27 protein-coding genes are annotated in these 26735 nt (G+C 74.4%); 9 read left to right on the forward strand and 18 right to left on the reverse strand.

Annotation, left to right across the window (positions count from 1 at the left end; translation table 11 throughout):
• Positions 1-7 precede the first annotated feature (7 nt).
• Genes FB474_RS09260 through FB474_RS09270 form a run of 3 tightly spaced genes read right to left on the reverse strand, consistent with a single transcriptional unit; the run spans position 8 to position 1595 of the window.
• Complete coding sequence (locus tag FB474_RS09260) at positions 8-763, reverse strand: DUF3710 domain-containing protein (RefSeq protein WP_141788376.1); 756 nt, start codon at positions 761-763, stop codon at positions 8-10.
• Positions 760-1254, reverse strand: coding sequence for a dUTP diphosphatase (dut, locus tag FB474_RS09265; RefSeq protein WP_141788377.1), 495 nt, complete (start codon positions 1252-1254; stop codon positions 760-762). The genes FB474_RS09260 and dut overlap by 4 nt, the downstream gene beginning before the upstream one ends.
• Before the next feature lie 41 nt (positions 1255-1295).
• Positions 1296-1595, reverse strand: coding sequence for a DUF4193 domain-containing protein (locus FB474_RS09270; RefSeq protein WP_141788378.1), 300 nt, complete (start codon positions 1593-1595; stop codon positions 1296-1298).
• Positions 1596-1967: 372 nt separating this feature from the next.
• Here FB474_RS09270 and FB474_RS09275 point away from each other — a divergent pair, with 372 nt between their 5' ends.
• Positions 1968-2168, forward strand: coding sequence for a hypothetical protein (locus FB474_RS09275; RefSeq protein ID WP_141788379.1), 201 nt, complete (start codon positions 1968-1970; stop codon positions 2166-2168).
• A 128-nt stretch (positions 2169-2296) separates the two neighbouring features.
• On the opposite strand, the gene FB474_RS09280 is transcribed toward FB474_RS09275, so the two are convergent.
• The 3 genes from FB474_RS09280 to FB474_RS09290 are packed head-to-tail and all read right to left on the reverse strand — an operon-like array spanning position 2297 to position 4937.
• Positions 2297-3169, reverse strand: coding sequence for an inositol monophosphatase family protein (locus tag FB474_RS09280; protein ID WP_246092111.1), 873 nt, complete (start codon positions 3167-3169; stop codon positions 2297-2299).
• Positions 3169-4305 (reverse strand): ferrochelatase, encoded by a 1137-nt coding sequence (locus FB474_RS09285; protein ID WP_141788380.1) that lies wholly within the window; start codon positions 4303-4305, stop codon positions 3169-3171. Before FB474_RS09285 ends, FB474_RS09280 begins: the two co-directional genes overlap by 1 nt.
• Positions 4302-4937 (reverse strand): trimeric intracellular cation channel family protein, encoded by a 636-nt coding sequence (locus FB474_RS09290; protein ID WP_141788381.1) that lies wholly within the window; start codon positions 4935-4937, stop codon positions 4302-4304. Before FB474_RS09290 ends, FB474_RS09285 begins: the two co-directional genes overlap by 4 nt.
• A gap of 119 nt (positions 4938-5056) precedes the next feature.
• On the opposite strand from FB474_RS09290, the gene sepH reads away from it, so the two are divergent.
• Positions 5057-6334: a septation protein SepH gene (sepH, locus tag FB474_RS09295; RefSeq protein ID WP_141788382.1), complete on the forward strand. Its 1278-nt coding sequence runs from the start codon at positions 5057-5059 to the stop codon at positions 6332-6334.
• Here the strand turns inward: sepH and FB474_RS09300 are convergent.
• The 7 genes from FB474_RS09300 to FB474_RS09330 form a co-directional block, all read right to left on the reverse strand.
• Complete coding sequence (locus FB474_RS09300; protein WP_141788383.1) at positions 6297-6728, reverse strand: hypothetical protein; 432 nt, start codon at positions 6726-6728, stop codon at positions 6297-6299. The genes sepH and FB474_RS09300 overlap by 38 nt on opposite strands.
• Positions 6729-6811: 83 nt before the next feature.
• On the reverse strand, positions 6812-7507 hold the full coding sequence (locus FB474_RS09305; protein WP_141788384.1) for a thymidine kinase: 696 nt from the start codon (positions 7505-7507) through the stop codon (positions 6812-6814).
• A gap of 11 nt (positions 7508-7518) precedes the next feature.
• Complete coding sequence (locus FB474_RS09310; RefSeq protein ID WP_141788385.1) at positions 7519-8664, reverse strand: alkaline phosphatase family protein; 1146 nt, start codon at positions 8662-8664, stop codon at positions 7519-7521.
• Between the two features lie 19 nt (positions 8665-8683).
• The gene (locus FB474_RS09315; RefSeq protein ID WP_141788386.1) at positions 8684-9286 is read right to left on the reverse strand and encodes a DUF5998 family protein; all 603 of its coding nucleotides are present in this window, start codon (positions 9284-9286) and stop codon (positions 8684-8686) included.
• 102 nt (positions 9287-9388) lie between these two features.
• The gene (locus tag FB474_RS09320) at positions 9389-12061 is read right to left on the reverse strand and encodes a bifunctional acetate--CoA ligase family protein/GNAT family N-acetyltransferase (protein WP_141788387.1); all 2673 of its coding nucleotides are present in this window, start codon (positions 12059-12061) and stop codon (positions 9389-9391) included.
• A gap of 51 nt (positions 12062-12112) precedes the next feature.
• Positions 12113-13519 carry a hypothetical protein gene (locus FB474_RS09325; protein WP_141788388.1) on the reverse strand — a complete coding sequence of 469 codons (1407 nt, stop codon included), beginning with the start codon at positions 13517-13519 and terminating at the stop codon, positions 12113-12115.
• Positions 13516-14073 (reverse strand): RNA polymerase sigma factor, encoded by a 558-nt coding sequence (locus FB474_RS09330; protein WP_141788389.1) that lies wholly within the window; start codon positions 14071-14073, stop codon positions 13516-13518. The genes FB474_RS09325 and FB474_RS09330 overlap by 4 nt, the downstream gene beginning before the upstream one ends.
• Before the next feature lie 83 nt (positions 14074-14156).
• Here FB474_RS09330 and FB474_RS09335 point away from each other — a divergent pair, with 83 nt between their 5' ends.
• On the forward strand, positions 14157-15893 hold the full coding sequence (locus FB474_RS09335; RefSeq protein ID WP_141788390.1) for an AMP-binding protein: 1737 nt from the start codon (positions 14157-14159) through the stop codon (positions 15891-15893).
• An 18-nt stretch (positions 15894-15911) separates the two neighbouring features.
• On the opposite strand, the gene FB474_RS09340 is transcribed toward FB474_RS09335, so the two are convergent.
• The 5 genes from FB474_RS09340 to acsA form a co-directional block, all read right to left on the reverse strand.
• Entirely contained in the window at positions 15912-16157 is a 246-nt protein-coding gene (locus tag FB474_RS09340) for a phosphopantetheine-binding protein (protein ID WP_141788391.1), read from the reverse strand.
• Positions 16154-17722: a dihydrolipoamide acetyltransferase family protein gene (locus tag FB474_RS09345; RefSeq protein ID WP_141788392.1), complete on the reverse strand. Its 1569-nt coding sequence runs from the start codon at positions 17720-17722 to the stop codon at positions 16154-16156. Before FB474_RS09345 ends, FB474_RS09340 begins: the two co-directional genes overlap by 4 nt.
• Positions 17715-18704: an alpha-ketoacid dehydrogenase subunit beta gene (locus tag FB474_RS09350; protein ID WP_141788393.1), complete on the reverse strand. Its 990-nt coding sequence runs from the start codon at positions 18702-18704 to the stop codon at positions 17715-17717. The genes FB474_RS09345 and FB474_RS09350 overlap by 8 nt, the downstream gene beginning before the upstream one ends.
• The gene (gene pdhA / locus FB474_RS09355; RefSeq protein ID WP_141789906.1) at positions 18701-19645 is read right to left on the reverse strand and encodes a pyruvate dehydrogenase (acetyl-transferring) E1 component subunit alpha; all 945 of its coding nucleotides are present in this window, start codon (positions 19643-19645) and stop codon (positions 18701-18703) included. Before pdhA ends, FB474_RS09350 begins: the two co-directional genes overlap by 4 nt.
• Before the next feature lie 74 nt (positions 19646-19719).
• Entirely contained in the window at positions 19720-21576 is a 1857-nt protein-coding gene (gene acsA, locus FB474_RS09360; protein WP_246092112.1) for an acetate--CoA ligase, read from the reverse strand.
• A 152-nt stretch (positions 21577-21728) separates the two neighbouring features.
• On the opposite strand from acsA, the gene FB474_RS09365 reads away from it, so the two are divergent.
• From FB474_RS09365 to FB474_RS09390, 6 genes are all read left to right on the forward strand, one after another.
• Positions 21729-22355 carry a nitroreductase family protein gene (locus tag FB474_RS09365; protein ID WP_141788394.1) on the forward strand — a complete coding sequence of 209 codons (627 nt, stop codon included), beginning with the start codon at positions 21729-21731 and terminating at the stop codon, positions 22353-22355.
• A gap of 274 nt (positions 22356-22629) precedes the next feature.
• Positions 22630-23391 carry a DeoR/GlpR family DNA-binding transcription regulator gene (locus FB474_RS09370; protein WP_141788395.1) on the forward strand — a complete coding sequence of 254 codons (762 nt, stop codon included), beginning with the start codon at positions 22630-22632 and terminating at the stop codon, positions 23389-23391.
• On the forward strand, positions 23388-24338 hold the full coding sequence (pfkB, locus tag FB474_RS09375; protein WP_141788396.1) for a 1-phosphofructokinase: 951 nt from the start codon (positions 23388-23390) through the stop codon (positions 24336-24338). Before FB474_RS09370 ends, pfkB begins: the two co-directional genes overlap by 4 nt.
• 58 nt (positions 24339-24396) lie before the next feature.
• Positions 24397-24843, forward strand: coding sequence for a PTS sugar transporter subunit IIA (locus FB474_RS09380; protein ID WP_141788397.1), 447 nt, complete (start codon positions 24397-24399; stop codon positions 24841-24843).
• Positions 24840-26399 (forward strand): PTS fructose transporter subunit IIC, encoded by a 1560-nt coding sequence (locus FB474_RS09385; protein WP_141788398.1) that lies wholly within the window; start codon positions 24840-24842, stop codon positions 26397-26399. The genes FB474_RS09380 and FB474_RS09385 overlap by 4 nt, the downstream gene beginning before the upstream one ends.
• A gap of 61 nt (positions 26400-26460) precedes the next feature.
• On the forward strand, positions 26461-26730 hold the full coding sequence (locus tag FB474_RS09390; RefSeq protein ID WP_141788399.1) for an HPr family phosphocarrier protein: 270 nt from the start codon (positions 26461-26463) through the stop codon (positions 26728-26730).
• Positions 26731-26735: the final 5 nt, after the last annotated feature.

Below are 26735 nucleotides of genomic sequence, written 5' to 3' on the forward strand. Positions count from 1 at the left end.
CTCGCTCTCAGCGGATCTCGGTGATCTCGGGGCCGCGCTCGAAGGGGGTGAAGTCCTCCGTCGCCGGCGGCTCCTGGGCCTGGTCACCAGTGTGCTGCTCCTCCGACGGCAGCTGCAACGGCAGCAGGTCCCGGGGCGCCATGGCCTCGTCGCCGCGGACGACGACCGTCGCGCGGACCATCTCGATCAGCGGCGTGGCGGCATCCTGGTCGACCGCGGCACGGCCGCTGAGCACCGCGCGCAGGAACCAGCGCGGGCCGTCGACCCCGAGGAAGCGAGCCGGGGAGTAGATGGTGCGACCGTCGGGCGCCTGGCCCGGCATCCGCGTCTGCAGCTCGGCGCCGAGCGGGCCGGAGACCTCGTCGGCGGTGCCGCCCTGACGGGTGATGCTGGAGGCGATCTCCCGGCGGATCTCCTCCCACAGGCCCTCGGAGCGCGGCGCCGCGAAGGCCTGCAGCTGGACCGCCGACTCCCCGAGCACCGCGGTCACGCCCACGATGCTCTGGGTCTCGTCGTCGACCTCCAGGCGCAGCTCCATGCCGGGCACACCGGCCACCCAGAGCGAGCCGAGGTCGAGCCGGCCCTCGGGGCCGGGCACCTGGCCGCGGTCGTAGGGGCCGGCGGTGCCGATCGGCTGGGGGCTGCCGGACTGGTCGGCGCCCGTCTCGTCGAGGCGGGCCTCGTCCGCCGGCGTGACCTCGGGCTCGACGGCGTCGCTACCGGTGGGTGACGCGGCCTTGTTGCCGCGGCGGAACAGGCTCACTGGTTGTCCTCGTCCTTCATGTCGTGGGGCGGGGGTGCGGAGAACCCGCCACTGGCCCCATGCCCAGTCTCCCCTCGTGCGCTACCCGGGAGCGAGTCGACCTCGATGAACCGGGGGACGCTGACCTGCTGGATGACCAGCTGGGCGATGCGGTCACCCCGATGCACCGTGAACGGGCGCTCGGGGTCGGTGTTGAGCAGGTTCACCAGGATCTCGCCGCGGTAGCCCGCGTCGACGGTGCCCGGTGCATTGACGATCGTGATGCCGTGCCGGGCCGCCAGCCCCGATCGGGGGTGGACGAACGCGGCGTAGCCCTCGGGCAGCGCCACGGCGATGCCGGTCGGGACCAGGTCTCGACCGCCCGGGGGCAGCGTCGCGTCCCGGCGCGCATGCAGGTCCACCCCGGCGTCGCCGGGGTGGGACCGGACCGGCAGCGGCAGCTGCGGGTCGAGTCGCTGCAGGAGCACCGGGACGCGCGAAGGGTCAGTCACAGGGACCGACCCTATCGGGCTGTGCCGTCAGTGATCCCGGCTCAGGCTGCGCACTCGCTGCACACCGGGAGCCCGCCGACCTCCTTGGCCAGCTGGCTGCGGTGGTGCACGAGGAAGCAGCGCGAGCAGGTGAACTCGTCAGCCTGGCGGGGCAGCACCCGCACCGACAGCTCCTCACCGGAGAGGTCGGCGCCGGGCAGCTCGAAGCCTTCGGCCTGCTCGGTCTCGTCGACGTCGACGCTCGAGGAGCTCTTGTCGACGCGGCGGGACTTCAGCTCCTCGATGGAGTCCGCAGACTCCTCGTCGTCGTTCTTGCGTGGCGCGTCGTAGTCAGTCGCCATGGGGTGTGTCGCTCTCCTTGGAGGTCTGTCCGGTGGTGCAGAAAGTCTGATTGGTGGGTGGCAGCGGGGTTAACGCAGAAGGTCCCGGATTTGTGCCCACCTGCGCGGCGGATTGTGCCTCATCCCCTCCCCCGGGTCATGCACCGGGGTGATACGGGTGTGGCGTGGCCGCGTCCCCGGACCCTTGCCCGCCCCCCGATGCAGCGGTCGCGAATGTGACCAGACCCACAACAGCGCACAACGATGCAGGTCAGGGAGCCGTGTTGGCGATCTCTTTACGGATTGTTAGCGCAAAGATCAGCGACGCGATTGGCAACCCCGACCGGGTCACCTCGTAGAGTCAGCGCGCCGAAGACACCACGGGAGGTGGACATGACTGAGTTCCACGCGGAGATCCGCGAACGGGTTCAGCAGGCCCTCGAGTCGCTCGAGGCCGCCCGACGCAGTGGCGACGACTACCTGGTGGAGGTGCGGGTCGGAGAGCTCGAGTCACTGGCCCACCTGGCCGCGGAGCACGGCCTGCACGTCCCCGAGCTGGCGGAGTACGCCCCCGACGAGCGAGCCGCCAGCTGAACGCAGGCTGCGCCGCCGTCACGAGGAGAGGCCGGTGGCCGGGCACGACGCCCGGCCACCGGCCTCTCCTCATGTCCCGGGTATGCCGGGGCGCGCGAGCCGCCCCACGGCATACCGATGGGGGTGGGTCAGTCCGCGACGGTCATCAGGTCGGCCAGCCGGGCGCCGAGCGCCGCTGCCAGCGGCGCCCCGGCGGCCACCACCAGCTCCTTGGCCGGCGGCCGGCCGGGCAGGCCACTGACGACCGCCCCGGCCTCGGTGGCCACCAGCCACCCGGCGGCGAGGTCCCACGGGTTCAGCCCGCGCTCGTAGTAGGCGTCGACGCGACCCGCGGCCACGGCGCACAGGTCCAGCGCGGCGCTCCCGGCCCGGCGGATGTCGCGGATGTGCGGGATCAGCTCGGCCAGCACCGCCGCCTGCGCGCGCCGGACCTCGGCGCGGTAGCCGAATCCGGTGGCGACCAGGGCCTGGCCGAGCGTGCCGACCTCGCCCGCTCGCAGCCGACGGCGCTGCCCGGCAGCGTCGACCAGGTGCGCCCCTCCCCCGAGCCGGGCGTGGAACATCTCCCCGCTGACCGGGTTGTAGACCGCGCCGGCGACAGGGCGCCAGTGACCGGGCCGCGTGGGGTCGCCGACCACGGCCCCGACCGAGACGCAGTACGCCGGGATCTCATAGAGGTAGTTGACGGTCCCGTCGATCGGGTCGACCACCCAGGTGATGCCGCTCGTCCCGTCGGTGGCACCGTCCTCCTCGCCCAGGATCGCGTCGTCGGGACGGGCTGCCCCGAGCAGCGCGCGCAGCAGCTTCTCGCAGCCCTGGTCCATCACGGTGACCACGTCGGTGGCGCTGCTCTTGGTCTGCGCCACGCCGAGGCCGCCGGGGCGCTCGTCCACGATGAACCGGCCCGCCTCGTGGGCCGTGTCGACGGCGAGGCGCTCGAGGGCGGCGAGGTCCAGGCCCTCGGGCAGCTCCGGCATCTCGGGGAGGGTCGCGCCGGCCATCAGTCGCTCCCGCACAGCGCCGGCTTGGCCACCCGCAGGTTGGGGCAGCAGCCGGGACGGCAGACCACCGGCCGGGTGTCGCTGCCCGGCCACGTCGGCTGGACCACCGCCTCGTCGCGGGCGAGGGCGGCGCGCTCGAGGACGAGGTCCACCAGACCGCTGACGAACTCCGCGTCGGTGCCGACGGTGGGCACCCGGACCAGGCGCAGCCCGAGCCGCTCGGCGGTCTCCGCGGCCTCGGTGTCGAGGTCGAACACGACCTCCATGTGGTCGGACACGAAGCCGATGGGCGCGAGCACCACCGCCCGCACCCCCTCGCCGTGCAGCCGCTCGAGGTGGTCGTTGACGTCCGGCTCCAGCCACGGCTGGCTCGGCGGCCCGGAGCGCGAGCAGTAGACCAGGTCCCACTCCAGCGACCGGCTCAGGGTGGCGTTGACCTCGGCGGTGACCGCCGCGGACAGGTCGAGGTGCTGGCGGCGGTACAGGTTGCCCTCACCATCACCCGGGCCGGAGGTGTCGTCCATGGCCTCGGGCACCGAGTGGGTGACGAAGACCAGGCGCACCTGCTCGTCGGGCAGGCCCAGTCCGCGTGCCGCCTCGGTGACCAGGCGCGTGTTGGCGCGGCTGAAGCCCGGGTGGTTCCAGTACGGCCGCACCTTGTCCACCGCGAGGGCGACGCCCTCCTCGGCGAGCGTGCCGACCGCGGCGGCGAGGTCCTCGCGGTACTGCCGGCAGGACGAGTAGGAGGAGTAGGCGCTGGTGACCACGGTGACCACGCGGCGTACTCCGTCCTCGTGGGCCTGACGCAGGGTGTCGGTGACGAAGGGCTCGGAGTTGCGGTTGCCCCACAGCAGCGGCGTCGCGATGCCACGGCGGCCGAGCTCGGTGCGCAGCTCCTTGAGCAGCGCGCGGTTCTGGTCGTTGATGGGGCTGCGCCCACCGAAGTGCAGGTAGTGCTCCGCGACCGCCTCGAGCCGCTCGTCGGGGATGCCGCGGCCGGCCGTGACACGGCGCAGGAACGGCATCACCTCCTCGGGGGCCTCGGGGCCGCCGAAGGACAGCAGGAGGATGGCGTCGTAGGGCGCGAGCTCGTCGGTCGCGTCGGTGGAGCCTGGCGTGGCGTCAGGGGTGCTCATGCGGAGTCTCCGGTTCGCAGGGGGGTGGGGGCGTTGAGGTCGAGGACGACCGCGGTCATCCGGACGACGAAGACCAGGGCCACGGCCGACCACACCACCGTCTCGGTGAGGTGGTGCATCCGGTAGGCGAGCACGACCACCGCGGCACCGAGCAGGGCGGGCACGGCGTACAGCTCGCGGCGCAGCACCTCAGGCACCTGCCCGGCGAGCAGGTCGCGCAGCATCCCGCCGCCGATCGCGGTGATCGCACCGACGAGCACGGCGGTCATCGGCCCGGCGCCGGCGCCGAGGGCCTTCAGGGCGCCGGCGACGGCGAACGCGGCCAGGCCGGCGGCGTCGAGGATGCGGACCAGCTTGCTGATCCGGGCCACTCCGGGGTGGAACAGGAACGTCACGACCCCGGCGAGCGACGCCGTGGCGACGAGCCGCCAGTCGCTGAGGCCGACCGGCGGGGTGGCGCCGATGAGCAGGTCCCTCATCACGCCGCCGCCGAGCGCTGCGGCGCCGGCCAGGACGAGCACGCCGAAGAGGTCGAGCCGCTTGCGGACGGCGACGAGCCCGCCGGAGAGGGCAAACACGAAGACCCCGACGAGGTCGAGGATGAGCTGCAGCTGGGCGTCCTGGGTGAGCATGGTCGTAGGCAAAAGTACCCGTGCGGCGTGGCCGCTTCCGCCCGGGCTGCGCGAGGTGGCAGAGTCGGGGTCCTGCCGGGCATGGACGGGACCCGGCGGAGGTGACCGGGAGAAGGCGAATGCAGGACCTGCGACTGATCGGCGTGCACGAGGACGGCGAGCACCTGCTGCTCGCGGCGGCTGACGGCACCCGCTTCCGGGTGCGCATCGACGAGCCGATCCGGGCCGCGGTCCGACGCGACCGTCCCCGGCTGGGCCAGCTGCAGATCGAGGTTGACGGCGGGCTGCGGCCCCGCGACGTGCAGGCGCTCATCCGCGCCGGCGCGTCCGTGGAGGAGGTCGCCGAGCGTGCCGGGTGGCCGGTGGAGAAGGTGCGCCGCTACGAGGGCCCGGTCATCGCCGAGCGGGAGCACGTCGCCGGGCTGGCCCGCGAGGTGCGCCTGCGCGGTCGCGGCGGCTCCGCCGGCGCTGCGGCCCCCACCCTGGCCACCCGGGTCAGCCAGCGGCTCAGCGGCCGCGGCGTGGACCCGGCGGACGCGACCTGGGACTCCTGGCGCTCCGACGAGGGCCCGTGGACGGTCGTGCTGACCTTCCCCGCCGGCGGGCGCCAGCGCCAGGCCTCCTGGACCTACCACTCCACCGACCGCACGGTCACGGCGGTCGACGACGAGGCGCGCTGGCTGAGCGAGGACGAGCAGCCCGGGGTGCCCGGGCCGATCCCCGCGCCGCACCTGGCGTCGGTCCCGGTGCGCTCCACGACCGTCTACGACGTCGAGGCCGAAGGTGGCGTCCACGCCGCCGGTCGGCCGACCGAGCGGACCGCCGAGCCGCTCGACCTCATGACCGCGATGCGTGAGCGCAGCGCCGCCCGGGCCCGCCGCCGTCCCGGCCCGCGCCGCGACACCCCGCCGCCGGCACCGACCGCCTCCCCGGTCACCCCGACCCACGTCCCCGGCTCCGCGGACGCCCCGGAGGAGGCCGTCCCGCTCGAGCACATCTCCTACGACCCCACGACGATGCCGCCGCCCCCACCGGCCCACGGCTACCCCGGCGCCCACGCGCACTGGGACGTCGGCGACCAGCCCGGGACGCCCACCGGCGAGCCGGAGGACTCCGACGCCGCACCGCCGGAGGGCGACGGCACTGAGCTGCCGGACGAGGTCGCGGACGCGACGGCCACCCTGGAGGCCGACACCGTGGACGACCGCGACGAGGTCGACGAGGGCGACCAGCCCGACGACGAGGATGACGCGCAGCCGGAGGCGGCGCAGAAGCCTGCGGCCCGTGAGGAGACGCCGACGCGCCGGTCGGCGTCCTCCCGGCGCAGCGGCCGGCCGAGCGTCCCGAGCTGGGACGACATCATGTTCGGCGCGCGCCCGGGCTCCGACCGGGGCTGACGTCGGGGACCGGGGCCCGGCCCCGGTCCCGCCGGCCGAGCACGGCCACGAGCGCGCCCCAGACGGCGCAGACCGGCTGCAGCCACGAGAACGACCGGATGAACGCCACCTCGACGACGATCCAGCCGACGAGCAGCAGCCCGGCAAGGAGCAGCAGCTCCGGTGCCCGGGGGCTCCCACGCCAGGCGGCCACGGCGGCCAGGGTCATCGGCAGGGCCACCACCACGAGCAGGGCTGTGCCGGCCAGCAGCGTGCTCCCCCACGGCAGCCGGGCGGTGATCTCCTCGCCGAAGTCGATGCTGCCGGCCCACAGGCCGACCGTCCCCGCCGCCGCGCCCACCGCCATCGCCGCGGCCAGCGCCGCGGCGACCCGGTCCCGTTGCCCTGTGGTCATCGCCCACCCTCCACGATCGTCGTGGAGACCAGCCTGACGTCCGTCCGCCGGACGCGGTCGAGGCGGAGGTCCCGGGGGTCGGCTCAGGCGCCCCGGGCCGGGGTGGGGACCACCGGCAGCGGGCACAGGTCGAGGTCGAACGGGAGCACCTCGGCCGACGGGGAGGCTGCCCGCGCGGCGGCGGAGGTCATCCGGCGCATGTAGTGGCGGCGGCACAGGACCTCGTACTCCACCACCCCGGCGTCCGTGCTGGCGGTGTCGCCGACCACGACCTGCTCCCCCTCGACGACCATGACACCGTCGATGACGCGGGCGTTGTGGGTGGCGCGCTGCCCGCACCAGCACAGCGCCTCGACCTGGAGCACCTGCACCCGGTCGGCCAGCTCGATCATCCTGCGCGAGCCGGGGAACAGCGCGGTGCGGAAGTCCGCGGTGATGCCGAAGGCGTAGACGTCCACCCCCATCTCGTCCACCAGCCGGGCCAGCTGCTCGACCTGCTCGGGCGTGTAGAACTGCGCCTCGTCGCAGATGAGGTAGTCGACGCGCAGGCCGTTGGTGGCCTGCCCCACGATGGCGTCCCAGAAGTCGAGGTCGTCCTCCACCTCCAGGGCACTGGTGGACAGCCCCAGGCGGGAGGACAGCACCGACTCGCCGGCGCGGTCGTGCTTGGTGAAGATCAGCCCGCGGCGCCCGCGGGCGGCGTGGTTGTGGTCCATCTGCAGGGCGAGGGTGGACTTGCCGCAGTCCATGGTGCCGGAGAAGAAGACGAGTTCAGCCACGAGCCGCAACCCTATGCGTTGTCGCGCGCCGGCACCCGCAGGAGGGGCACCGACACCTCCTCCGGGGTCAGCGACCCGTGCAGCCCGAGCAGGGCCAGCAGCTGTGGCCGCGCGGTGCGCGAGTCCACGATCGCGAAGTTGTCGCGCATCGGGACGACCACGTCACCGATCCGCGGCAGCACGTGCTCGGCGACCGGGCCGAACCACCCCTGGGCCACGGCCTCGTCCCGCTCGAGCACCCACGCCCGCTCGGAGAGCCGCGCACGCCAGGTCTGCACCACGTCGGCGGCCGCACCGGGCTCGCAGTACAGCTGCAGCGAGCGGGCCTCACCGCCCACGTGGCGGATCCCGGCGGCGAGCTCGGCGTCGTGGCCGAGGTCGATGCGCAGGGCGTGCGGGGCGTCGACCATGCCGTGGTCGGCCGTCACCAGCACCGCCGTGTCCGGCGGCACGGACGCCGCGAGCCGGGCCATCGCCCCGTCGATCGCCTCGAGCTCGTCGCCCCACTCCCAGGACTGGCAGCCGTGCACGTGCCCGACCTTGTCCAGCTCGCCCCAGTAGAGGTAGACCAGCGCCCGGCGGCTGGCCCGCACGGCCGCGAGCGCGGCGTCGACCCGGTCGTCCAGGGAGGTCGCCGCCCGGAACGAGCCGCCGCGGACGGCGGCGTTGGTCAGGCCGGAGCCGTCGAAGAAGCCCGGCCCGATCCGCGTCACGTCCACGCCCGCGGCCTGGGCCCGCTCGAACACCGTCTCGGACGGCTGCCAGCGCAGCGGGTCGGGCCCGTCCTCCCAGGACAGCTCGTTGAGCAGGCGGTCCTCCCCCGGCACCAGCACCTCGTAGCCGACCAGCCCGTGGGCGCCCGGGGGCAGCCCGGTGCCGAACGTCGCCATGCTCGTGGCCGTCGTGGACGGGAAGCCGGCGGTGAGCCGGTATGCCGCGGGGAGCAGGCCGCGCAGGAACGGCGCGTGCCCGCTGCGCTGGCGCAGCAGGTCGTACCCCAGCCCGTCGACGAGCACGACGACGGCCCGGCGCGCCTCGGGCAGGTCCATGCCGGTCGGCGCCCCTGCTCCCCCGGGCACCCCCAGCGAGCGCGCCACGGCAGGCAGCACCGCGGCCAGTCCCTCCCCGTCGTACCGGGGAGGCAGCACCTCCTCCATCACCGGAACGTCCCCCTCCTCAGCGTCCGATCGTCGCCGACATCGCGCGGGCGAAGGCCATCGCCTGCTCCAGGGCGGGCTGGCCGTCGGCAGCGGCGCTGACCCGCAGGCTGATGTCGTCGGCGGTGACCGTGCCCTCGTAGCCGTGGTCGGCCTCGCAAGAGGGGTCACCGCAGACGGCCGGGACCATGTCGACGCGGCTGACCGTGCCCCATCCGAGGGTCACGGTGAGCTCGCGGCCCAGGGCCCCGGGCTGGTAGCTGTCCGGCGTGGCGACGACGTGGGTGAGCATCACCCCACGGACCGCGCTGAGCGGCACGACCTCGGAGGTCGCGGTGGCCACGGCCTCGGCGTCGCCCTGCTCGCCGTGCTCCCCGTGGTGGTCGTCGGCGTGGGCGATGACCAGCCGGCGTGGGGTGAGCACCAGCACGGTGATGTGCCGGCGCACGGTGTCGTGGTCGAAGGTCGTCTCCTGGTGGACCAGGTGCGAGACCACCTGCTCACCCGCGAGGGCCGAGTCCACCACGTCCGCGACGAGCGCCGGGTAGTAGCCGGCCCGCTCGATATCCCGGGTGAGGCTCTCCGGGAGGGGGGCGGGACGGTGCTCGGTCGGTGTGGCCATGGGCCCATCCTTGCGCACGTCAGCGGGGCCCGCCGACCGGCGGGGCTCGCAGGTGGCTGCGGGCCGGTGTCCCGGCGTGCGGCCACGGCGCCGCCGCGGTCCCTAGGGCAGGGCGCGGCGGTCGGTGTCCTTGCGCACCGGTGGCGGGGCGACGATGGCCTCCGCCCCGACCACGTCCACCCCGCCGGGGTGGGCGATCACCGGGTTGAGCACGAGCGAGGCGACCTCGGGCAGCTCGTCCGCGAGCACGGACATCCGGGCGACCAGGTCTGCCAGGGCGGCCCGGTTGACGGGGGTGGCGCCGCGGTGGCCGTGCAGCAGCGGCGCGGCCCGCACCGAGGAGATCAGGTCGGACACGTCGACGTCGGTCAGCGGCGGGATCCGGTGCCCGATGTCGCCGAGCAGCTCGGTCGGAGGGCCGGCCACGGAGAAGCTGACCACCGGGCCGAACAGCGGGTCCTCGGTCGTGCTCACCACGCAGGAGACCCCGGGCGTGGCCATCTTCTGCACCACCAGCGAGTTGGCCGACAGCGCGGCCAGCCGGTCCTTCAGCGCGGCGAACGCCTCCCGCACCGAGGCAGCGGTGTGCAGGTCGACCCGGATGCCACCCATGCCGGGCTGGTGACGCACCGCGGGCGCCACCGACTTGACCACCACGGGGTAGCCCAGGTGCCAGGCTGCCGCCACGGCCTCGTCGGCGGTGGCCACCGGCACCGTCGGCCACAGGGTGATGCCGTAGGCGGCCAGCAGGGCCGTGACCTCTTCGGGCGTCAGGGCGCGCCCCTCGGGCGACTGCGTCAGGACGGCGTCGACGAGCGCCTCCGCAGCTGCCCGGTCGATACCCACCGGCGCCACCCGCTGGCCCTGGTCGCGGGCCCGCCACTCGCCGTACTTGGTCGCCGCCGCGAGCGCGCGCACCGCGTCCTCAGGCATGGAGTATGCCGGCACGGCCCGCCTCCGCCCCTGCTCGTCGAACTCCTTGGCGGACAGGGCCTCGGTGACGCCGCGCATGCCGAGGAACGTGGCCAGGCACGGCTTGTGGGACTGCGCTGCCGCGTCGGCGACGGCGTCGACCACCTCGGCGTCCAGGGTGACCAGGGGCGGGATGAAGCAGGTGAGGACGCTGTCCACCTGCTCGTCGGCAAAGGCCGCGTCGAGGGTCTGGGCGAACATCTCGGCGGTGGCCTCCGACGGCAGCGAGACCGGGCCGTGCGTCACCTCCAGCCCCCAGCTGACGCAGGCCTCGGCGGTGAGCGCGCCCAGGGCGTCGGAGTTGCCGACCACCGCGACCCGTCGCCCGCGCGGCAGCGGCTGGTGGACGACGAGCTGGGCCACGTCGAAGAGCTGGTGGATGTTCTCCACCCGGATCACCCCGGCCTGGCGCAGCATGGCGTCGAAGGCCTGGGGCGGCACGCCGGTGGGCCGGGCCCGGTGACCCGGAGGCACGCCATACGAGCTGATGCCTGACTTGACGACGATCACCGGCTTGGTGAGGGCCAGGGCCCGGGCGATCCGGCTGAACTTGCGGGGGTTGCCCATGGACTCGAGGTACAGGCCCACCGCGTGGGTGTCGGCGTCGTCGATCCAGTACTGCATGAAGTCGTTGCCCGAGACGTCGACGCGGTTGCCGGCCGAGGCGAACACCGAGACGCCGAGGTTGCGCCGGGCGGCCGAGGCGAGGACCGCGATGCCGAGCGCGCCGCTCTGGGCGAACAGCCCGAACGTGCCCGGCGGTGGCAGCTCCGGCGCCAGCGAGGCGTTGAGCCGCACCGCCGGGTGGGAATTGATCACGCCGAAGGAGTTGGGCCCGATGACCCGCATGCCGGCGTCGCGGGCGGTGCGCAGCAGCTCGCGCTGACGCTGCTCCCCCTCCGGGCCGACCTCGGCGAACCCGGCCGAGGCGACCAGCAGCGCCTTGACCCCCGCGTCGGCGCAGTCGCGCACCACGTCGAGCACCGCCTCCGCGGGCACCGCCACGACGGCGAGGTCGACCTCGTCGGGGATGTCGCTGACCTTGGCGTGCGACTCCAGGCCCAGCACCTCCAGCGCCTCGGTGTTGACGGCGTGGACCCGGCCGGTGAACCCGGCGGCGAGGACGTTGTGCAGCAGCTGGTGCCCGATCGAGTCCGACCGGCGGCTCGCGCCGACCACCGCGATCGAGTCCGGGAAGAGCACCGAGTGCATGCTCACCGACTCGGCGCGGTGCTCGCGGGCCAGGCGCACCGCCTGGGACTGCTCGGTCGGCTCGATCCGGAAGGAGACCGCGATGACCCCGTCGTCGTAGTGGTGCTCGACCTCGTAGCCGGCCTCGGTGAAGACGCCGATCATCTTGCGGTTCTGCGGGAGCACGTCGGCGACGAACTTGCCGACCCCGAGCTCGTGGGCGATGGCGGCCAGGTGCTCCAGCAGCACCGAGCCGACGCCCCGGCCCTGGAAGGCGTCGGAGATGTTGAAGGCCACCTCCGCCGTCGTCGCGTCGATCTTGTCGTAGCGGGCGATGCCGATGATCTCCCCGCGCACCGTGGCGACCAGCGCCACCCGGTCGACGTAGTCGACGTGGGTGAACCGCTGCACGTCCCGCTCGGAGAGCTGCTTGATCGGCGCGAAGAAGCGCATGTAGATCGACTCCGGCGACTGCCGGGCGTGGAAGCGGCGGATCCCGTCGGCGTCGTCGGGCCGGATCGGGCGCACGTGCGCCACCGAGCCGTCCCGGAGCACGACGTCGGCCTCCCACCGGGCCAGGTCGGCGCCGGGACGGGAGGCCGTGTCGGTCATGACTAGAGGATGGCATGCCTCATGTGACGATCGCGTGTCATGGCAACGGGTTCAGCCGATCGTCACCTTCTGCCAGTGGTCGCCGTGGTCGTGGCTGACCCAGTACGCCGGGCCGGGGCCGCCGAGGGCGTAGAACGTCGCGCCTCCCGGAGCGCCCACCCAGCGCCACCCCATCGTGGGCATCGGAGGCGCGCCGGCCGGGACCACCCACGTGTGGCCACCGTCGTGGCTGACCTTCAGGGAGCCGTGGATCGAGGGGTTCCCGCCGGAGACGGCGAGCAGGTTGCTGCGGTCGGCGGCCGCGAGCGCGATGTGTCCGGCGTTGACCAGCGTGAGCGACTGGGCGTCGACCACGCTCCAGGTCAGGCCGTCGGGGCTGGTGTTGACGGCGTAGCCGAGCGAGCCGGCCGCGCCCTGGGTGGTGCACAGCCCGACCAGGCCGGGGTGCGCCGACGCGTCGGTGGTCACCACCTCGGCGCCGCCGCCGCGGCAGACCGGTCCCTGCGAGCCCGGTGAGAGCGACTCGGTGTCCTGCACCTGCAGCAGCACGCCGCCGACCGGGGTCCAGACGCTGACCACGGGCTGGCCGCCCCCGAGCGCGAGCACCGGCTCGTTCCATCCCCGGCCGAGGTCGGCCGACGCGCCACCCCCAGCCACCCCGTGCGGCTGGGCGACCGAGTCGGTGGCCATGGTCAGCTGGCCGGAGCAGGAGCCCGTGCTGCAGCTCTGCCCGGTCACGACGACGACCTGCTGGCCGTCGGTCTCGAGCGCCACGACCGCGGCACCGCTGTGCGGGTACGGCGCCCAGGTGCGTCCCCCGTCGCGGGTCTGCATCGCCCCGCCGCCGAACACCCACCCGACCTCCGGGGTGGCGAACCGGACCTGGCTCAGCACGCCGGCCGGCTGCACCGAGGCACCGACGACGTCGGGGTCGGGGACGGTGCGTCCGTCGAAGGAGTGCACGACCGCCCACGTGCGCCCCTCGTCGGTGGAGCCGGCCAGGACCGGGCACCGCACCCCGTGCCCGCACGAGGCGTCACCCATGGCGTAGACGTGCCCGTGCCCGGCGTTGCTCAGCGAGAGCACGGTGAAGTCCTGCGGCACCGCGGCCCCCCGAGCCAGGCCGGGCACGGCGGTGCCCGTCGCCGACGGCGCGGGGGCCGAGGTGCTGGGTGCCGGCGCGGTCGCCTGTGTGGGCCCGGGGGTGGCAACCGTCGTCGCCGCCGGACGCGGCGGGGTGCCCGTCCCGTGCGCGGTCGCCCAGGCGACGCCTGCGGCGAGCAGGGCCACGGCAGCGGCGGCCCCGGCATACCGCCGCCGGTGGCTGCGGCGGCGCCACCGCGCCGCCTGCACGATCCGCTGCCAGCGCTCCTCGTCGGCGGGCAGGTCCGTGACCAGCGCCCGCTCCCGGGCGAACAGCTCCTCGACCGACCCGGGCCGGGGCTCGTTCCCGCTCATCGCACACCCTCCAGCAGCCGGGCCATCCGGGCCCGTGCGTCGAACAGGTCCCGCTTGACCGCGCCCTCGGACCGGCCCAGGTGCGCGGCGACCTGGGCGACGCTCAGGTCGGCGAAGTAGTAGAGCAGCACCCCGGCCCGGAGCCGGTCCGGCAGCGCGAGGACCGCGTCCCGGACGGTGAGCCGCTCGGCCGGGTCCGGCCCGGCCGTTGCCTCCTGCGGCAGCCGTCCGCCGGAGAACCGGTCGTATGCCGTGGCCTCCCGCCCGCGCCGCCGCCAGTGGTCACGCACCAGGTTCGCGGTCGTCGCGTAGAGCCAGGCCTTGGGCTCGTCGACGAGGTCCCAGTCGCGGATCAGCCGCACGAAGGCCTCCGTCGCCAGGTCGTGCGCCAGGTCGCGGTCCCCGAGCAGGCGGGCCGCCCAGCCGGCGAGCAGGCCGTAGTGGGCGGCGTAGACCTGCCGCACCGCCGCCTCGGTCACTGCCGACTGCACCTGCGCGCCTCCCCGGCGGTGGACGCGACGGCCCACCCGGGCGGGTGCCGTCGTCGTCTCCATGCCCTTGTGACGATTCTGGGCCCCGCGCGGTTGGATGCGGCTCACACGCTGCCACGGCGCGCCGTCGTGGCTAGTGTCGGCACATGGCCGAGGCCCACACCACCTTCCGCGCCGCCCGCGACCTGCTGCTGGCGCAGCGCACCGACTACGACGCGGCGCTGGCCGGCTACGAGCCGCCCCGCCCGGAGCACTTCAACTGGGCGCTGGACTGGTTCGACGCGGTCGCCGCCACGCCGCAGACCGGGCCCCGGACCGCGCTGTGGGTCATCGAGGAGGACGGCACCCAGGCCCGGGTCACCTATGCCGAGATGGCGCAGCGGTCCGCGCAGGTGGCGGCCTGGCTGCGCTCGCTCGGGGTGCGCCGGGGCGACCGGGTGCTGCTCATGCTGGGCAACCAGGTCGAGCTGTGGGAGACGATGCTCGCCGCGACCAAGCTGGGTGCCGTCATCATCCCCGCGACGACCCTGCTGACCGCCGAGGACATCGTCGACCGCATCGAGCGGGGGGCTGTGCGCCACGTCGTCGCCGGCGCGGCACACACCGGCCGGTTCGCGCAGGTGCCCGGCGACTACACCCGCATCGCGGTGGGCGAGGCGGGGAACGGCTGGACGGCATACGGCGAGTCGCGTTCGTTCACAGGCGAGTTCATCCCGGACGGACCCACCCGAGGTGACGACACGCTGCTGCTCTACTTCACCTCCGGCACGACCGCGCAGCCCAAGCTGGTCGAGCACACCCACCTGTCCTACCCCGTGGGGCACCTGTCCACGATGTACTGGGTAGGGCTGCAACCCGGCGACGTGCACCTGAACATCTCCTCCCCCGGCTGGGCCAAGCACGCGTGGAGCTCGTTCTTCGCCCCGTGGAACGCCGAGGCGACGATCCTCGTGGTCAACCAGGCCCGGTTCGACGCGCCGGGACTGCTGGAGGCGATGGCAACGGCGCAGGTGAGCACCTTCTGCGCCCCGCCGACGGTCTACCGCATGCTCATCCAGCAGGACCTCGCCGCGTGGCGGGACCGGCTCTCGCTGCGGGAGATGGTCGGCGCCGGCGAGCCGCTCAACCCCGAGGTCATCGAGCAGGTGCGGGCGGCCCTCGGCATCACCGTGCGCGACGGTTTCGGGCAGACCGAGACCACCGCGCAGGTCGGCAACACCCCCGGGCAGGAGGTCGTGCCCGGGTCGATGGGCCGGCCCCTTCCCGGCTACGACGTCGTGCTGCTCGACCCGGCGACAGGGCAGGAGCGCACGCAGCCCGGGGAGGAGGGTGAGCTGTGCCTGCGGCTGACCGGGCCCGGCGGCCGCCCGGTCGGGCTCATGGTCGGCTACCACGGCGACCGCGAGCGCACCGCGGAGTCGATGCGCGACGGCGCCTACCACACCGGCGACGTGGCCAGCCGGGACGAGCGCGGCTGGATCACCTACGTCGGGCGCGCCGACGACGTGTTCAAGGCCTCGGACTACCGGATCAGCCCGTTCGAGCTGGAGTCGGTGCTCATCGAGCACCCCGCGGTGGCCGAGGCCGCGGTCGTGCCCTCACCGGACCCGACCCGCCTGGCCGTGCCCAAGGCCTACGTCGTGCTGGCGCCGGGTCACGAGCCCACCGCGGAGACGGCGCGGGACATCCTGGCCTACTGCCGCGAGCACCTGGCGCCGTACAAGCGGATCCGGCGGATCGAGTTCGCCGAGCTGCCCAAGACGATCTCGGGCAAGATCCGCCGCGTGGAGCTGCGCGGGCGGGAGCAGCAGGCCCACGGCACGGGTCAGGACCCCACGAGCCGGGCCAGCGCGCAGGAGTTCTGGGAGACCGACCTGACCTGAGCCGCCGGCAAGCGCGGTTCAGCCTCGGGTGAGGTAGCGCACGCAGGAGCCCACCGAGACCAGCTCGGGGTAGTCCTCCTCGTCGATCCGGGCGCCCCGCCCCGTGCTCAACGTCTCGGCGAAGGCGAGGAAGTCCAGGGAGTCCAGCTCGTAGGCGTCGCGCAGGTCCTCCTCCGGTGCCAGCGTGGCGGGGTCGGCGTCGGGGACCACCTTGTGCAACGCCCGCGCCACGAGGTCGCGGGCGTCCTGCTCGGTCAGCGTCATGGCTCCTCCAGGGTGTGCAGCTGCCGGTCGACCTCGGTGAGGAAGCGGGACCCGACGAAGCCGTCGGTGGCGCGGTGGTCCGCGGCGAGGGTGACCCGCACGACCGGGCGCACGCCGAGCATGCCGTCCACCGCCCACGGCCGCTCGAGCACCCGGCCCACCCCGACGAGGGCGACCTGCGGCGGGTGGATGACGCCGTGCACCAGGTCGACGCCCTGCTCCCCGAGGTTGGTGACCGTGATCGTCGGGTCGGCCAGCTCGGTGCGGCGCAGCCGCCGGGCGCGTGCCCGCTCGACGAGGTCGCGCAGCCGCCCCATGAGCTCCACTGTGGACAGGCGGTCGGCGTGGTGGATCGCCGGCGCCACGATCCCCCCGCCCCGCAACGAGATCGCCACGCCGAGGTGCACGCCCTCGCCGGGACGGAAGGCGTCCTCGACCCAGAAGCCGTTGAGCTCGGGGTGCTTCGCCGCCGCCTGCGCCACGGCCCGCAGGACCAGCGCGGCAGGGACGATCCGCCGGGCCACGTCGAGCTCCCGGTTGCGGGCGTGCATCCAGGCCAGCGGTTCCGACAGCTCGATCGTCGTCTCGAGGTAGTAGTGCGGCACCTCCCGGTTGGAGCGCGCCATCAGCCGGGCGATCGCCTGCCGCATCGGGTCGGCCCCGTCGGCGCCCGGCGTCGCCGACGGCGCCGGCCCTTCCTCCGCGGCTGGGGCCGCAGGCGGGGCCACCTCGGCGGCCGCCGCGGTCATCGCCGCCGCCCGGGGCGCCTGCGCACCGGCCCGCACCTCTGCGGCAGTGACGGCACCGGAGGGCCCCGGGAGCAGGTCGCCCAGCGCGACCCCCAGCTCGGCCGCCAGCCGTCGCGCATAGGGGCTGACCCGGGCTCGCCGCTCCCCCACCGCGGTGCCGGTCGCCGTGACGGCCGCCGGGATGCCGGTCACCGCAGGCACTCCCGCGGGCACGGCCACCGGTATGCCGGTCGCCGCCGCGCGCGCCCGGCCCGCCGCCGCGGGCAGCTCCCCGCCCAGGCCCGCCGGGGCGGCCACCTCGTGGGCGGCGAGCGCCTCGCGCTCGACGTCCTCGCGCAGGATGCGTCCGCGCGGCCCGGTGCCGCGCACGGCGGTGAGGTCGACGCCGAGCTCGCCGGCCAGGTGCCGCACCAGCGGGGTGGCTAGGGGCGCGGCCGCCGGCGGGCCCGGCGCAGCGCTGGCGGCTGCCGCCGGCCGGGGAGGCTGCTCGGCCCGCGGCGCGAGGACCGGTGCCATCGGCTGCGCGGCCGGCGCCGGCGCCGCAGGCTCCGGTGCCGCGGCCCCGACCCCGGCTCCGGCTCCGGCCGGCAGGATCCGCGCCAGCGGGGCGCCGACCGGCACCTTCGTGCCCGGTCCGACGACCTGCTCGCCCATGACCCCCGACTCGAACGCCTCGACCTCCACGGCCGACTTGGCGGTGTCCACCACCGCGACGACCTGGCCGGCGCTGACCGGCTCCCCCGGCCGGACGAGCCACTCCAGCAGCGTCCCCTCGTCCATGTCGGCGCCCAGCGAGGGCATGACGAAGTCACCCACCGGCGCCCACCGCCCGCCGGCACGCCGCGGCCACCGTCTCGGCCTGGGGCAGCGCCGCGTCCTCGAGGTGCTTGGCGTAGGGCACCGGCACCTCCGCGCTGCACACCCGCTCCACCGGGGCGTCGAGGTCGTAGAAGACCTCCTCGGCGATGCGCGCGGCCACCTCGGCGGACAGGCTGCCGCTGCGCCAGCCCTCGTCCACGACGACCGCCCGATGGGTGCGCCGGACCGAGGCCAGCACCGTGGCCGAGTCCAGCGGGCGCAGCACGCGCAGGTCGACCACCTCAGCCGAGATCCCCTCTGCGGCAAGGGTTTCCGCCGCCGCGAGCGCCTTGCCCAGGCACCCGCCCCACGCGACGACCGTCACGTCCACGCCGGCGCGCCGGATGGCTGCGGAGGTGATGTCCACCTCCGGGGCGGCGTCCTCGAGCGGCCCGGACACGGCATACAGCGAGCCGTGCTCGAAGAGGATGACCGGGTCGGGGTCGAGCAGGGCGGGCCAGAGCATGCCGCGGGCGTCCTCCAGGGTCGCGGGGGCGAGCACGCGCAGGCCGGGGATGTGGGCGTAGAACGCCTCGAGGCTGTGCGAGTGCTGCGCGGCGAGCTGGCGCCCGGCGCCGGTGGTCATCCGGATCACGAGGGGCACGGCGACCTGGCCGCCGGACATGTGCAGCAAGGTGGCGGCGTTGTTGAGGATCTGGTCCAGCGCGAGCAGGCTGAAGTTGACCGTCATCACCTCGACGACGGGGCGCATCCCGCCGATGGCCGCACCGATCCCGGCCCCGACGAACGCCGACTCCGACAGCGGGGTGTCCCGGATGCGCTCGGGCCCGAACTCCTCCAGCAGCCCCATGCTGACGGCGAAGCAGCCGCCGTAGCGGCCGACGTCCTCACCCATGAGGAACACCCGCTCGTCGCGCGTCATCGCGTCCCTCAGCGCGGCGCGCATCGCCTCGCGGTAGGTCGTCTCGACCACCGTCATCGCTGCCCCTCCTCGGAGTGCACGAACCGGGTCAGGTCCTCGACCGGCTCCAGCGGGGCCGCCTCGGCGAAGCTGACCGCCTCAGCGATCTCGGCGGCCACGGCAGACTCCACGAGGGTCAGCTCCTCGTCCACCGCCACGCCCTCGCCGCGCAGCCGTGCAGCGAACACCTCGACGGGGTCGCGCTCGCGCCAGTGCGCCACCTCGGCCTTGTCCCGGTAGAGCTCGGGGTCGTACATGCTGTGCGCGCGGAACCGGTAGGTGCGCATCTCCAGGAACACCGGCGCCTCGCCGCTGCGCACGTCGTCCAGCGCGCGCCGGGTGGCCTGGTCCACCGCCTCGACGTCCATGCCGTCCACGGGCCAGGCCGGCATGCCGTATGCCGCGGCGTGCAGCGCCAGGTCTGGCACCGCCAGCTCCCGCTCGATCGAGGTGCCCATGGCGTAGAGGTTGTTCTCGCAGACGAAGAGCACCGGCAGCCGCCACAGCGCCGCGAGGTTGAGCGACTCGTGGAACTCCCCCTCGGCGGCGGCACCGTCCCCGAAGAAGCAGACGGCCACACCGTCCCGGTGCTGCATCCGCTCGGCCAGGCCGAGCCCGACCGCGAGGGGCAGGCCACCGGCGACGATCGCGTTGCCGCCGTAGAAGCGTCGCGTCGTGTCGAACAGGTGCATCGAGCCGCCGCGGCCCCGGCTGGACCCGCTGGCGCGGCCGAACATCTCGGCCATCACCTCCGGCATGGGCAGGCCGCGGGCCAGGGCGTGGCCGTGCTCGCGGTAGGTCGACACCACCGCGTCACGCTCCGCCAGCGCCCCCATCACCCCGGCGGCCACGGCCTCCTCCCCGATGCACAGGTGCATGAAGCCACGGATGCGCGTCTGGCTGTAGAGCTGGACGCACGCCTCCTCGAACCGGCGGATCCGCACCATCTGGGCCAGCATTCCCAGCCGGGCGGCGGTCCGCTCCTCCTCCGGCGACACCGCCTTCGCGGCACGCCTGGACCTCGTGCGCGTGCTCATGCCGGGGGCTCCAGCGTCGAGGTGTCGCCCTCCTCCAGCCCGAGCTCGCGGGCGCGCAGCAGGCGGCGCATCACCTTGCCGCTGCGCGTGTGCGGCAGGTGCTGGTCGAAGTCGACCTCCTTGGGAGCGACCGCCCCGAGCCGGCGGCGGGCGAAGGCGAGCAGCTCCTCGCGCAGCGCCTCGTCGGCGGTGAACCCGTCGCGCACTGTGACGAACGCCTTGACCACCTCGCCGGCGACCGGGTCCGGCTTGCCGATCACGCCGGCCTCGGCGACCGCCGGGTGCTCCATCAGCGCCGTCTCGACCTCGAACGGCCCGACCAGGTGGCCGGCCGACTTGATGACGTCGTCGGCCCGGCCGACGAACCAGTGGTAGCCCTGCCCGTCCACGCGCACGAGGTCGCCGGTGAGGTACCAGCCGTCGGCGAACGAGGCGGCATACCGCTGCTCGTCGTGCAGGTAGCCGCGGAACATCGAGGGCCACCCGCGCCGCAGGGCCAGCTCCCCGACCAGGCCCGGCTCGGTGAGAATGCGCACGTGGCCGTCCGGCCCGACCTGCGCCCGGCCGTCCTCCCCGCGCTCGAGGACCGCGGTCTCGATGCCCGGCACCGGCCGGCCCATCGACCCCGGGCGGACCTCGGCGCAGCGGTAGTTGGCGACCATGATCGCGCCGGTCTCGGTCTGCCACCAGTTGTCGTGCACGGGCAGCCCCAGCACGTCGCGGCCCCAGACCACGACCTCGGGGTTGAGCGGCTCGCCGACGCTGGCGATGTGCCGCAGGGCGGACAAGTCGTAGCGCCGGGGCAGCTCCTCGCCGGCCCGCATGAGCATCCGCAGGGCGGTGGGCGCGGTGTACCAGACGGTGACCCCCTGGTCCTGCAGCAGCGAGTACCAGCGCAGCGCGTCGTAGTCCCGGGCGTCGGTGACCACGGTCGCACCCAGGGTGAGCGGGGCGATGACGCCGTAGGACATCCCGGTGACCCAGCCCGGGTCGGCCGTGCACCAGAAGACGTCGTCCGCGCCGAGGTCGAGCACCCACTGTGCCGTCGCCCGGTGCACCACCACCGCCTCGTGCGCGTGCACGGCGCCCTTGGGCCGGCCCGTGGTGCCGCTGGTGAAGTGCAGCAGGGCCGGCGTGTCCGGGTCGGTGGGCGGGATGGCGAACTCCTCGCCGGCGGCGTCCATCGCCTCGGCCAGGTCGATGCCCCCGGGCACCGAGTGTGCGGAGCCCGGGTCCCCGCCGACGAGCAGCACGTGCTCGAGCTCGGGCAGCTGGTCGCGCACCGGCTCCACCTTGCGGCGGTACAACGCCGGCGTGGTCACCAGCACCCGCCCGTTGCCCAGCACCAGCCGGTCGCGCACCGGCTCGGGCCCGAAGGCGGAGAACAGCGGACAGAAGACGCTGGTGGCCTTGAGCGTGCCGAGCGCGGCGATGAACAGCGCCGGCTGGCGCCCCATCAGGCTGAAGACCCGCTCCCCCGGCGCCACCCCGAGGCCGCGCAGCACGTTGGCGAACCGGCTGGTGTGCGCGGCCAGCTGGGCGTAGGTCACCCCGCTGGTCTCGCCGTGCCGCCCGACCGCCAGGATCGCCCGCCGGTGACCACGCCCCTCGCGCACGTGCCGGTCGAGCGCCTCGTCGGCGATGTTGAGCCCGTGGTGGCCCGGCAGGCCGGCCAGCTCGCGGCGGGCGTCCTCCCAGCGGAAGCCCGCCCGGGCCGCCTCGTAGTCGGCCAGCCGGGGCGGCGGCCCGCTGCCCACGGACGGCGCGATCGGGGGCCAGACGTGCGTGCTCACCGCGGCCATGCGCGCCACCTCCACGTGCCGGTATGCCGTGACCAGAGTCGGGTGCGGCATCGCACCCGACCACGGCACAACGTCCCGGCGGGAGGGGTCGACCGGCCCACCTCCGGCGGGTCACCGACGCGTCGTCGTGGCGTCGGCGTCGCGTCGCCGACACGTCCCGAACGCGCCTGCGGGCCCGGGCGAGCACTGGCAGCATGACGGCCATGGAGTTCCAGGAGGTCGTCCGCCGTCGCCGCATGGTCCGCCGCTACGACCCCGACCGGCCGGTGCCGCCGGAGGTCCTCGACCTCGTCCTGCGCACCGCGATCCGGGCACCCAGCGCCGGGTTCAGCCAGGGCTGGGACTTCCTGGTGCTGGCCGAACCGCAGGAACGCCAGGCGTTCTGGGCCGCGACGACGGACCCCGACACCGAGCCGGACAGCTGGCTGACCGGGCTGATGAGCGCCCCGGTGCTCATCGTCTGCCTGTCCGACAAGGGCACCTACCTGCGCCGCTACGCCGAGCCCGACAAGGGGTGGACCGACCAGGACGAGGCCCGCTGGCCGGTGCCCTACTGGGACGTCGACACCGGGATGGCCGCGCTGCTCATGCTGCTCACCGGCGTGGACGAGGGCCTGGGCGGGCTCTTCTTCGGCGTGCCGCCGGAGTACCACGAGGACGTGCTGGAGGCGTTCGCGATCCCGCACGACCGGTCCATCGTCGGCGTCGTGGCCCTGGGCTACGCCGCGGCAGACCGGCGCAGCCCGAGCCTGCGCCGGGGCCGGCGGGAGGTCAGCGAGGTGGCCCACCGCGGCCGGTTCGGCACCCCCTGGGAGCCCACCGGCCCCTGACCCGCCCCACCGACCCCGCGGGCGCACACCGGGTCGGGTGCACACACCAGGGGTTGGCGGTCAGAACAGGGGTCGGCGGGCAGAACCCGGGTCGGCTCGTGCACCGGCCGCGACAGACCACCTCCGCGCCGGGGCGCCGCCACGCGACCACGGCCAGAGGAAACAGACAGGCTCACAAACCCGTTTCTGTGGTTTTTTGTGAGAAACCCTTTACATCGATGTGACCGTGGGCACACACTGGGGCGATCGGCACGCCAACCCCAGGAGGACCCCGGTGTACGCGGAAGAGCGCCAGCAGCACATCCTCGAGACGGCCCGTACCGCCGGTCGCGTCGAGGTCACCGCGCTGGCCGAGCAGCTCGACGTCACCCCCGAGACCGTCCGTCGAGACCTGACGGCGCTGGAGCGCCGGGGCCTGCTGCGCCGGGTGCACGGCGGCGCGATCCCGGTCGAGCGCCTCGGCTTCGAGCCGGCGGTGGCCACCCGCGAGGAGCGGCTGGTCACCGAGAAGGAGCGCATCGCCAAGGCGGCCCTGGCCGAGCTGCCCGACGAGGGCACGATCCTCATCGACGCCGGCACGACCACCGGCCGCCTGGCCGAGCTGCTCCCCCGCGACCGCGAGCTGACCGTGGTCACCAACTCGCTCACCGTCGCCGGCCAGGTCGCCACCCAGGCCAACCTGTCCCTCTACCTGCTCGGCGGCCGGGTCCGCGGGCGCACGCTCGCCTGCGTCGGCGAGTGGGCCGAGCGGGCCCTGGCGGACGTCTTCGTCGACGTGGCGTTCGTCGGCACCAACGGCCTCTCCCGCGAGCGCGGCCTGACCACCCCGGACCAGTCCGAGGCCGCGGTCAAGCGCGCCATGATCTCCTCCGCCCGCCGCGCCGTCGTGCTCACCGACCACTCCAAGGTCGGCATCGACCACTTCGCGCTGGTCTCACCGCTGGCCGAGATCGACACGATCATCACCGACAGCGGGCTCGACGCCGAGACCGCCGCCGAGCTCGAGGGCGAGGGCCCGGAGGTGATCCGGGCATGATCGTGACGCTGACGCCCAACCCGAGCATCGACCGCACCGTGTCGATCAGCCACCTCGAGCGCGGCGAGGTCCACCGGGCCACCTCCTCCCGGGTAGACCCCGGTGGCAAGGGCGTCAACGTCTCCCGCGCCCTCGCCGCGCACGGCCTGCACAGCGTCGCGGTGCTCCCGGCCGGCGGTGCCGAAGGCGCCCTGCTGGAGCGGCTGCTGACCAGCACCGGTGTCGAGGTCCTGCCCGTGCCGATCGGTGGGTCGGTCCGCGCCAACGTCGCCCTGGTCGAGCCCGACGGCACCACCACCAAGGTCAACGAGCCCGGCCCGACCCTGACCACCGCCGAGCTGTCCTCGCTGGTCGCCGGCGCGGCCACCGCCCTGATGCGCGGCCCGAGCTGGGTGGTCGGCTGCGGCTCGCTGCCCCCCGGGGTCGACGACGAGCTGTATGCCGGGCTGGTGCGGCGCGCCCGCGCCGCCGGCGTCCGCGTCGCGGTCGACACCTCCGGGGTGCCGCTGGCCCGGGCCGTCGCCGCCGGGCCGGACCTGATCAAGCCCAACCACGAGGAGCTCGCCGAGCTGGTCGGCGCCGCCCTGCCGACGCTGGCCGACGTGCACACCGCCGCCAAGGGCCTGGTCGGCCAGGGCGTGCGCACCGTCGTGGTCAGCCTCGGGCGCCACGGCGCCCTGCTCGTCACCGACGGCCTGACTGCCCACGGACACGCCGTCGTCGACCGGCCGCTGAGCACCGTCGGGGCCGGCGACGCCCTCCTGGCCGGCTACCTGCACGCCACCGCCACCGGCTCCGCCCCGGACTCGGCGCTGGCCGCGGGCGTCGCCTGGGGCGCTGCGGCCGTCGGGCTGCCCGGCAGCCGGATGCCCACCCCCGGTGACGTGCACGGCATACCCGTGCTGGTCACCCACCACCCCGACCTGACCCTGCGCCTGGCCCCCTGAGCCGACCCACCCCGACCCTTCGCACCCCGACCCGCCCACACCGCAAAGGAACCCGCACATGGCACTGATCACCGACAAGCTCGTGGTCCTGGACCTCGAGGCGCCGGACCGGCACGCAGCCACGCGCATCCTCGCCGAGGCGCTGGACAGCGAGGGCCGGGTCACCGACCTCGACGGCTTCCTCGCCGACGTCCGCAAGCGCGAGGAGCAGATGCCCACGGGCCTGCCGGGCGGGATCGGCATCCCCCACGCGCGCAGCGCCCACGTGACCGAACCCTCTCTGGTTTTCGGCCGCACCGCCGGCGTCGACTTCGGCGCCGAGGACGGCCCGGCCACACTCATCTTCCTCATCGCGGCCCCCGAGGGCGGCGGCGAGGAGCACCTGGCGATCCTGGCCAAGCTCGCGCGCCGCCTGGTCCGCCCGGACTTTCGTCAGTCCCTCCACGACGCGCCCGACAGTGCCGCGGTCGTCGACATCGTCACCCGAGAGGTGGTCAACCAATGAAGTTCGTCGCCGTGACGTCGTGCCCCACGGGCATCGCGCACACCTACATGGCGGCCGAGTCCCTCGAGCAGAGCGCGAAGGACGCCGGTCACGAGATCGCGGTCGAGACCCAGGGCTCGGCCGGCTCCCAGCCGCTGCCGGCGGACGTCATCGCCGCCGCCGACGCCGTGATCTTCGCGGCCGACGTCGAGGTGCGCGAGCGCCAGCGCTTCGCCGGCAAGCCGCTCGTGCAGGTCGGGGTCAAGAAGGCCATCTCCGACGGGCCGGGCCTGATCGCCCAGGCCGTGGCCGCCGCCGAGGAGGCCGCCGCGCACCCCGAGGTCCTGGCCGCCGCCGCGGCGCCCGCGTCCGGCGGCGGGCTGGCCACCAAGGTGGACTCGGAGGCCGGCACCGGCACCCGGATCCGCCAGTGGCTGATGACCGGCGTGAGCTACATGATCCCGTTCGTCGCGGCGGGCGGCATCCTCATCGCCCTGTCGTTCATGCTGGCCCAGATCGCCGGCGGCAAGCGCGGCGCGATCGCGGTCGTGAACTACAACCTCACGGGCACGGGCGTGGACGCCCACTGGAACCTCGCCACGAACTTCAACCTGACCAGCGGCATGGACTGGGCCGGGCTGCTGTTCGTCATCGGCGCCGCCTCGTTCGGCTTCCTCGTGCCGATCCTGTCCGGCTTCATCGCCTTCGCCATCGCCGACCGCCCCGGCATCGCCCCCGGCATCGTCGGCGGCTTCATCGCCGCGACGATGGGCGCCGGGTTCCTCGGCGGCATCGCCACGGGCTTCGTGGGCGGGTTCACCGCGCTGTGGATCAGCCGCCGCAAGGTCCCCAAGGGCGTGCGCGGCATCATGCCGGTCGTCGTCATCCCGCTGGTGTCCACCGCGATCACCGGAGCGGCGCTCATCCTCGTCCTCGGCCGGCCGATCAAGGCCATCTCCGACGGCCTGACCTCGTGGCTCAACGGCCTGACCGGCACCAACCTGGTGATCCTGGGCATCATCCTCGGCCTGATGATGGGCTTCGACCTCGGTGGCCCGGTCAACAAGGTGGCCTACACCTTCGCGACGACCGGCCTGGCCACCGCGGCCGCGACCGCCGCCGCCGGTGGCACCCCGCTCAAGGTCATGGCCGCGGTGATGGCCGCCGGCATGACCCCGCCGCTGGGCATGGCCCTGGCGACCACGATCCGGCCCGGGCTCTTCTCCGAGCCCGAGCGGGAGAACGGACGAGCCGCCTGGCTGCTCGGGGCGTCGTTCATCTCCGAGGGCGCGATCCCGTTCGCAGCCGCCGACCCCTGGCGGGTCATCGTCTCGAGCATGTCCGGCTCGGCCGTCGCCGGAGCCCTGGTGATGCTCTTCGGCAGCACCCTGCGCGCCCCGCACGGAGGCATCTGGGTCGTCCCGCTCATCGGCGCCCCGCTGCTCTTCCTCCTGGCGATCGCCGTCGGCACCTGCGTCACGACTGCCGTCGTGGTGGCCCTGAAGTCCACCGCGAAGACCACCGACGCCGACCTGGTGGCCGAGCCCGCCGCCACCACGACCGCGCCCGCGGTCTGACACCGGCACCACCCTCCCCCACCGGTGACCCCGGTGGACCACCCGAAGGAGCGAGAAGCACATGGCCCAGCGCACCGTCACCATCGCCTCGTCCGTGGGGCTGCACGCCCGGCCCGCCGCCCTGTTCGTCCAGGCCGCCACCGCCACCGGCCTGCCGGTGCAGATCGGCCGGGACGGCGAGGACGCCGTCGACGCCCGCAGCATCCTCGGCGTCATGGCCCTCGGGGCCAGGCACGGCGAGTCGGTCGTCCTGACGGCCGACGGCGACGGTGCGGACGCGGCCCTGGACGGCCTGGTCGAGCTGCTCTCCCGCGACCTCGACGCGGAGTGAGCGAC

This window comes from Oryzihumus leptocrescens, from assembly GCF_006716205.1.
GTDB lineage: Bacteria > Actinomycetota > Actinomycetes > Actinomycetales > Dermatophilaceae > Oryzihumus > Oryzihumus leptocrescens.

What these genes read in the sequence shown, in the direction of transcription:
- acsA (WP_246092112.1), bottom strand. Translation starts at nt 21,576, where the DNA reads ATGCCGCACCCGACTCTGGTCACGGCATACCGGCACGTGGAGGTGGCG.
- FB474_RS09350 (WP_141788393.1), bottom strand. Translation starts at nt 18,704, where the DNA reads ATGACGGTGGTCGAGACGACCTACCGCGAGGCGATGCGCGCCGCGCTG.
- pfkB (WP_141788396.1), top strand. Translation starts at nt 23,388, where the DNA reads ATGATCGTGACGCTGACGCCCAACCCGAGCATCGACCGCACCGTGTCG.
- FB474_RS09280 (WP_246092111.1), bottom strand. Translation starts at nt 3,169, where the DNA reads ATGGCCGGCGCGACCCTCCCCGAGATGCCGGAGCTGCCCGAGGGCCTG.
- FB474_RS09365 (WP_141788394.1), top strand. Translation starts at nt 21,729, where the DNA reads ATGGAGTTCCAGGAGGTCGTCCGCCGTCGCCGCATGGTCCGCCGCTAC.
- FB474_RS09310 (WP_141788385.1), bottom strand. Translation starts at nt 8,664, where the DNA reads ATGGAGGAGGTGCTGCCTCCCCGGTACGACGGGGAGGGACTGGCCGCG.
- pdhA (WP_141789906.1), bottom strand. Translation starts at nt 19,645, where the DNA reads ATGCTGGCCCAGATGGTGCGGATCCGCCGGTTCGAGGAGGCGTGCGTC.
- FB474_RS09275 (WP_141788379.1), top strand. Translation starts at nt 1,968, where the DNA reads ATGACTGAGTTCCACGCGGAGATCCGCGAACGGGTTCAGCAGGCCCTC.
- FB474_RS09300 (WP_141788383.1), bottom strand. Translation starts at nt 6,728, where the DNA reads ATGACCACAGGGCAACGGGACCGGGTCGCCGCGGCGCTGGCCGCGGCG.
- FB474_RS09330 (WP_141788389.1), bottom strand. Translation starts at nt 14,073, where the DNA reads ATGGAGACGACGACGGCACCCGCCCGGGTGGGCCGTCGCGTCCACCGC.
- FB474_RS09335 (WP_141788390.1), top strand. Translation starts at nt 14,157, where the DNA reads ATGGCCGAGGCCCACACCACCTTCCGCGCCGCCCGCGACCTGCTGCTG.
- FB474_RS09315 (WP_141788386.1), bottom strand. Translation starts at nt 9,286, where the DNA reads ATGGCCACACCGACCGAGCACCGTCCCGCCCCCCTCCCGGAGAGCCTC.
- FB474_RS09385 (WP_141788398.1), top strand. Translation starts at nt 24,840, where the DNA reads ATGAAGTTCGTCGCCGTGACGTCGTGCCCCACGGGCATCGCGCACACC.
- FB474_RS09290 (WP_141788381.1), bottom strand. Translation starts at nt 4,937, where the DNA reads ATGCTCACCCAGGACGCCCAGCTGCAGCTCATCCTCGACCTCGTCGGG.
- FB474_RS09320 (WP_141788387.1), bottom strand. Translation starts at nt 12,061, where the DNA reads ATGACCGACACGGCCTCCCGTCCCGGCGCCGACCTGGCCCGGTGGGAG.
- sepH (WP_141788382.1), top strand. Translation starts at nt 5,057, where the DNA reads ATGCAGGACCTGCGACTGATCGGCGTGCACGAGGACGGCGAGCACCTG.
- FB474_RS09285 (WP_141788380.1), bottom strand. Translation starts at nt 4,305, where the DNA reads ATGAGCACCCCTGACGCCACGCCAGGCTCCACCGACGCGACCGACGAG.
- FB474_RS09340 (WP_141788391.1), bottom strand. Translation starts at nt 16,157, where the DNA reads ATGACGCTGACCGAGCAGGACGCCCGCGACCTCGTGGCGCGGGCGTTG.
- FB474_RS09390 (WP_141788399.1), top strand. Translation starts at nt 26,461, where the DNA reads ATGGCCCAGCGCACCGTCACCATCGCCTCGTCCGTGGGGCTGCACGCC.
- FB474_RS09380 (WP_141788397.1), top strand. Translation starts at nt 24,397, where the DNA reads ATGGCACTGATCACCGACAAGCTCGTGGTCCTGGACCTCGAGGCGCCG.
- FB474_RS09270 (WP_141788378.1), bottom strand. Translation starts at nt 1,595, where the DNA reads ATGGCGACTGACTACGACGCGCCACGCAAGAACGACGACGAGGAGTCT.
- FB474_RS09325 (WP_141788388.1), bottom strand. Translation starts at nt 13,519, where the DNA reads ATGAGCGGGAACGAGCCCCGGCCCGGGTCGGTCGAGGAGCTGTTCGCC.